Genomic DNA, 6,088 nt, shown 5'->3' with positions numbered 1-6,088 from the left:
AGCGATCTGTGGGCGCCAGGCGGCAGCGTCGACCTGGCCTGCCGCGATCTGGGTGTGCCCTATGGCCTGCCCGAGGGCTGCGACGGCCATCTGGTCAACCTCTTCGGCAAAACCTATGTCGATGTGGCGCTGAAACAGGGCATGACCCTGAAACTCACCGCTGCCAAGGCCAAGCAGCTGCGCAAACGGGCGCAGCCGATGATCACCCGCTTCCGGGCCGAGGTGATGCCGGAACTGCGCAACAAGCTGGCGATCTGGCAGGCCGTGGACTATGCCGCCCTGCCCCAGGACAAACTGCTGGAGACAATCGCCACCCTCAAAGAAATGTTCATCCGCGAGGTCTATCTGGAAGCGGAGAAGATCAACATCCTGGCAGGCTTCACCATGGGCGAGGCAGGCACCGCCGCTGCGGGCGACCCGGCCCTGCGCGCCCATCTGATGCACGCGGACCTGCCCAACGCGCCCTCCAGCCTGCTGGCCTCCTGCACCGGCAAGGACGCCCAGGCACGCGCCATGCGGCTGATGGGCCACCGCTCGATCTTTGACTACGAGCTGTCCTCGCCGCGCTACGCTGAGGCGCCGGCGCTGCTCAACTCGCTGCTCGACAGCGCGGTTGAGCCGATCGGCACCGTCCCGGTCCCTGCTAACCTGCCGGATGAGCTGGACGGCACCATCGGCATCGCCATCGCCTATCAGGACCTCAAGGAACAGGCCAAGCACGAGGCCCTGCGCGTCGTCGCCGAACTGCGCCGCGCCCTGTTGGCGCTGGGTCAGTGCAGCGGGCTCGGCGATCTGGTGTTCAGCCTGACCTTCGGCGAAGTGCAGCAGGGCAACTGGGCCGACCCGGACACGCTGCGCCACCTGGCAGAGGCCCGCGCCAAGACCGAGGCGCTGCGCAAGAAGTCCGCGCCCTCCGCCGTCACCCTCAGCCTACGCGATTGCGAACTCTTGTCGCTGGGCGTCCAGACCCAGGCGGGCGGCGGCTCCCTGGGCGGCACCTGCGTGGCCGGCGGCGGCAGCGCCACCGCCCGGGTGTTCTGGATGGAGGACGACAGCGACATCAGCCCCGCGGCCTTTGCCGATTTCCAGGACGGCGACATCCTGGTCTGCCGGATGGTCAACCCGGCCTGGCTGCCATGGGTGCAGCGCTCCGGCGCGGTGCTCAGCGAGGTCGGCGGCTGGCTCAGCCACATGGCCATCGTTGCCCGCGAAAAGGACGTCCTGATGCTGGTCGCCTGCAAGGGTCTCGACAGCCTCAGCCACGGCGAACGGGTGACCGTCAGCGAAGACGGCAGCATCCATCCGCTGCAGGAAAAGAGCCTCAAGGCGGTCTCTGCCTGATCTGACCGGCAGCGATAAAGACACCAAACACCCGCGCCGCCAGGCAGCGGGTGTTTTTCATATCTTGCGGCAGACAGGCGGGACATCCCCCGCCGCTTCCATCCTTGCACTTTTGGCAAAGATTGCCATATGCTAATGACGTAAAGGGAGACCCGCCCATGGCCACCATGAACGTATCCTTGCCGGATCAGATGAAAGACTGGGTCGAAGACCAGGCCCGCGCCGGCACCTATGCCAATTCCAGCGATTACGTCCGCGACCTGATCCGCCGCGACCAGGCCCGCGCGGCCGCCATTGGCGAACTGCAATCCGCCATCGACGCAGGCCTCGCCAGCGGCCCGGCTGAGGCGCTGACAGCCGAAGGGTTCAAGGCCGCCATGCGCCGCAATGGCTGAACCGCGCTGGCGTCTGCGCCCCGCCGCCCGCGCCGATCTCGCCGCGATCTGGCGCTACGGGCTGGAAACCTGGGGTGAAACACAGGCCGATGCCTATGCCGGCAGCCTGTTTACCTTGTTCGATCTGATCGCCGGCTTCCCCGGGATGGCCCGCGAACGGACTGAGTTCACCCCGCCGGTGCGCATTCATCCAACCGGTGCGCATCTGGTGATCTACCGGCTGGAACAGGGCCGCCCGGAGATTATCCGCGTCCTGCACGCCCGCCAGGACCTGATGGCTTTCCTTTCGGAATAGACCGGCAAAGAACACCCGCCCCGCAGCCACTGCGGCAGGCCATGCCTGTTCTTTCAGACATCCCCGTCGATGAACGGGTTCTGAGCTTCATACTGGTCCCGTGTGACCCTCTTGTGATCGCCTTCCAGCCGGACTGCGGCCATTGCCCGGTCCGCATAGATCTCCGACCGCAGCGGCCACGCCAGCGCCGCATCAAACAGCCCCGGCATCAGGTCATAGGGCGCGTTTTCCCTGTCCACATCCCGCATCCACAGCTGCGTCCCGCAGGTGCTGCAGAACGCCTGTTCGGCAAAGGCGGTGGATTGATACCGGGTCACCGGCCCCTCCACCGTTACCGCCTCCGCCGCGGCCTCGAAACACAAAAACAGCCCGCCGGTCCAGCGCTGGCACATCCGGCAATGGCAGGCGCCGATGCGGGGATCGTGCTGCCCCTGCACACGGATCTTCACGGCGCCGCACAGGCAGCGGCCTTCCAGAACGTCACTCATACCCGACCTCCTTGCTGACCCGGCAAGGGTACAGCAGTTCCAGTCTCAGCGGGAGGTTCCGCAGATCAAAGCCGCAAATCGGCCTGATCCGGCGCCAGCACATACTTCAGATCATAGATCAGCGCGCCCTCGGTCCCCAGGCCGCGGACCGCCGCCGCGCCCATCTCCCGGAACTCCGAATGCGCAACCGCCAGAACAACCCCGGCATAGGCCCCCTGCCCCGGCGCCGGCACCAGCGGAATGCCGTATTCCGCCCGCGCCTCTTCCGGGTCCGCATGCGGATCATAAACATCCACCGCCGCCCCGTATTCTTCCAGGCTGCGCACCACATCGATCACCCGCGTATTGCGCAGGTCCGGGCAGTTCTCCTTGAACGTCAGCCCCATCACCAGCACCCGCGCACCCGCAACCGGCAAGCCGCGTTTCAGCATCGCCTTGACCATTTCCCCCGCAACATAGGCGCCCATGCCGTCATTCAGCCGCCGCCCGGCCAGCAGGATCTCCGGGTGATAGCCCAGCTGCTCCGCCTTGTGGGTCAGGTAATAAGGATCCACCCCAATGCAGTGCCCGCCCACCAATCCGGGCCGGAACGGCAGGAAATTCCATTTGGTTCCAGCCGCTTCCAGCACCGCCTCGGTATCAATCCCCATCCGGTTGAAGATCTTCGCCAGCTCATTGACCAGCGCGATGTTGATATCCCGCTGGCTGTTCTCGATCACCTTGGCCGCCTCGGCCACCCGGATGCTTGCCGCCTTGTGGGTGCCGGCCGTGACCACCTCGCGGTAGAGCGCATCGACCCGTTCCGCCACCTCCGGCGTCGAGCCGGACGTGACTTTGACGATATCCGCCAGCCGCCGCGCCTTGTCGCCGGGGTTGATCCGCTCCGGTGAATAGCCGGCAAAGAAATCCTTGTTGAACACCAGCCCCGAGCGCGTTTCCAGAATGGGCACGCAGTCTTCCTCGGTGGCGCCGGGATAGACGGTGGATTCATAGATCACCAGATCGCCCGGTTGCAGCACCCCGCCGACAATGGCCGAGGCCGCCAGCAGCGGGCTCAGATCCGGCCGGTGGCTGGCATCCACCGGCGTCGGCACGGTGACAATATAGATCGAGCAATCCGCGATCTCGGCCGGGTCCGAGGTGAAGCTCAGATATTCCGCCGCCGCCAGCTCCGGCCGGCCCAGTTCGCGGGTGCGGTCCTCGCCCCGGCGCAGCTCGGCAATACGGCCGGGGTCAATGTCAAACCCCAGCACCGGCCGGTGCCGTCCGAAGGCCGCTGCCAGCGGCAGCCCCACATAGCCAAGGCCAATGACACAGATCTTGTCCTGCACGCCGCTCATCGGGGCTGCTCCTTGTTACTCGCCGGGGGTCTTAAGCCAAGCCCCCTGCCCGCCCACATAAGGCCCTGCCCCCAAGGGCTTCAACCGCCCCGCCGCGGATTTGGCCTCAGGCTTCCACAACAATCGCCGCGACATCGCCGTCCACATCCCGGCAGGCCGCCAGCAGGCGCGGCATCAGATGCGCCATCACATAATTGGCGTGGAACCGGCTCGGCGCCTTCAGCACCAACCGGCCGCCTGCCCGCCCGGCCTTTTCCAGCCCTTGAATCCACGACGCATAATTCGCCGGGTCCTCCGCATGCAGCACTGCCTTGGCCAGGCTCCACTCGCTGCCGTCCGAGATATCCGGCGCAGGCGGTGCCGCTCCGGGGCGCAAGGGCACCACATTGGGCGCAGGCTCGTCCTTGTTTTGCATCCGGTGTTCGAAATCCGGGCCCACAGCCGCCCAGCGTTCCCGGGTGTCCGCCAGCAGCCGCTCCAGATCGATGCCGTATTCGGTGACCCGCCCGCGGGCGCCCTGGCGTTTCACCACCAGCCAGCCCAAGCCCCGCAGCTTGGCCATCTCGCGCTTCACCGTGCGTTCATCGACATCCCACAGCCGGGCAATCTCGCGCTGGCCCACCGCCAGCTCATCGCGCTGCCAGTTGTAGCGTGCGGTCATCAATGTCATGAACCGCAGCACCAGCTTCTGCGCCCCCTTGCCCTGGCCAAGCGCATATGCCCCCATCGCTGTGAGGATGTCATACTTCAACGCTGAGGCATTGCGCCCCGCAGGCCGTTTGGCAAGCATTGCTGCCCCCGTTTCTCTTCCCTGCCCTGCTGGGCCGGGATATGCTGCCTCAAGTGCTCCCAGCTGGTTTGCCGGGAATTGCGCCATCCGGTTTGCTCCGAACTCAACGCTATTCGTTTGTTGTACCTGATTTGCGTCCGGAATTCCGATTCTGTCAAGCGCTCAGCGGAATTGAATTCAATCCCAATCCCTTTTTCGAAAGAAAAATTGGTATCAATGGTATGGGGGGACATCCTGTGTGTCCCCTAATGGGCCGGAAATGTCCCCCAATCTGCTGTGTCCTTGCGCGGGATGTCCCCCTAAATATGGCCCCCGGACGCCAGGAAAATCCAATAAAACGAATCGCTTGGCGGATCGGCTTCGAATCGGTTCCGCCCTTGTTTTGCTGGGCTTTCCGCAGATCTGTCCCCGCGGGGACAGGACGCTGTTCCAAACCATATTAGCTTTTGCGTTTTTTGCAAATTCGGCGTAAATGAATATTGAGGCTGAATTAGCGTCCGCAAGAAATGGGCGCCGCCAAATAGAAAACGTGTGAGGCTAAGGAGCAGCGATGTTTACGCACGAAGACCTGTCCAAAATGCAGGCCCAATCATTGAAGATGCAAAGCTGGATCCGCCAGCAGACCTTCTCCCCCGAAATGGAAAAGACCCTGCGCCGGTTCTCCTCCTGGGAAGTGGCCGAGCTGATTTTCCGGGTCAACCAGTCGACCCTGCGGGGACGGCTGTCGGCGGACCCCTCTCTGCCCCAGGGCCATGTCGAGGAGGACGGCCGCCAGCGCTGGTATTCGCTGGAGGAAATCAACGAGTTGCGCCGCCGCATCAAGATCAACCGCAAATCCCTGCTGCCCAAACGCCCGGCGGGGAAACGGGCGCTGCGGGTGGCGATCTCCAACTTTAAGGGCGGCGCCGGCAAATCCACCGTTGCGCTGCATTTCGCCCATGCCGCGGCGCTGGACGGCTACCGGGTGCTCTGTGTCGACTTCGACCCGCAGGCGACCCTGTCGCACTCCATGGGCCTCAGCGATGTCACCGAGGATTACACCGTCTGGGGCATCATGGCGCGCGACCTGGTGCGCGAGACCGAACGGATGAACGCGGTGGCCAGCGGTGCCGAGTCGGGCACCGCCCTGCCCCGGCGCCAGCTGCCCGACGCGATCACCGGCATGGGGCTGCAGGACTTGCGGGTCAGCGACTTTGTCAAACCGACCAGCTGGCCCACCATCGACATCATCCCCTCCTGCGCCAATGCGGCCTTTGTCGAATTCGCCTCGGCCCAGTACCGCCACCTGAACCCGGAATGGTCGTTCTTCGCCGCGGTCTCCCGCTACCTCGACCAGCTGCCCGCGGAAGATTACGACCTGATGATTTTCGACTGCCCCCCCGCGATCGGCTACCAGTCGATGAACGCGGTCTTTGCCGCCGATGTGCTCTATATCCCCT

Annotated in this window: 7 protein-coding genes; 4 read left to right on the top strand and 3 right to left on the bottom strand. The window is 64.6% G+C overall.

Annotated elements, in window-relative coordinates; translation table 11 throughout:
* The 3 genes from VOI29_RS21900 to VOI29_RS21890 all read left to right on the top strand — a co-directional run.
* Window positions 1-1,341: PEP-utilizing enzyme (locus VOI29_RS21900; RefSeq protein ID WP_323783671.1), on the top strand; the 1,341-nt coding region annotated here is incomplete at its 5' end.
* A gap of 158 nt (window positions 1,342-1,499) precedes the next feature.
* The gene (locus VOI29_RS21895) at window positions 1,500-1,736 is read left to right on the top strand and encodes a type II toxin-antitoxin system ParD family antitoxin (RefSeq protein ID WP_323783669.1); all 237 of its coding nucleotides are present in this window, start codon (window positions 1,500-1,502) and stop codon (window positions 1,734-1,736) included.
* Entirely contained in the window at window positions 1,729-2,031 is a 303-nt protein-coding gene (locus tag VOI29_RS21890; RefSeq protein ID WP_323783667.1) for a type II toxin-antitoxin system RelE/ParE family toxin, read from the top strand. Before VOI29_RS21895 ends, VOI29_RS21890 begins: the two co-directional genes overlap by 8 nt.
* Before the next feature lie 53 nt (window positions 2,032-2,084).
* On the opposite strand, the gene VOI29_RS21885 is transcribed toward VOI29_RS21890, so the two are convergent.
* From VOI29_RS21885 to VOI29_RS21875, 3 genes are all read right to left on the bottom strand, one after another.
* A complete protein-coding gene (locus tag VOI29_RS21885; RefSeq protein ID WP_323783665.1) occupies window positions 2,085-2,519 on the bottom strand; it encodes a GFA family protein in 435 nt (144 codons plus the stop codon).
* Between the two features lie 65 nt (window positions 2,520-2,584).
* Window positions 2,585-3,859 (bottom strand): Vi polysaccharide biosynthesis UDP-N-acetylglucosamine C-6 dehydrogenase TviB, encoded by a 1,275-nt coding sequence (tviB, locus tag VOI29_RS21880; protein WP_323783663.1) that lies wholly within the window; start codon window positions 3,857-3,859, stop codon window positions 2,585-2,587.
* Between the two features lie 106 nt (window positions 3,860-3,965).
* The gene (locus VOI29_RS21875) at window positions 3,966-4,649 is read right to left on the bottom strand and encodes a DnaA N-terminal domain-containing protein (protein WP_323783661.1); all 684 of its coding nucleotides are present in this window, start codon (window positions 4,647-4,649) and stop codon (window positions 3,966-3,968) included.
* A gap of 550 nt (window positions 4,650-5,199) precedes the next feature.
* Here VOI29_RS21875 and VOI29_RS21870 point away from each other — a divergent pair.
* A partial coding sequence (locus tag VOI29_RS21870; RefSeq protein ID WP_323783659.1) for an AAA family ATPase occupies window positions 5,200-6,088 on the top strand: 889 nt, incomplete at its 3' end.

It is taken from the genome of Leisingera sp. (assembly GCF_034669605.1).
Taxonomy (GTDB): Bacteria; Pseudomonadota; Alphaproteobacteria; order Rhodobacterales; family Rhodobacteraceae; genus Leisingera.
This window is presented reverse-complemented; position numbering and strand designations above follow the sequence as displayed.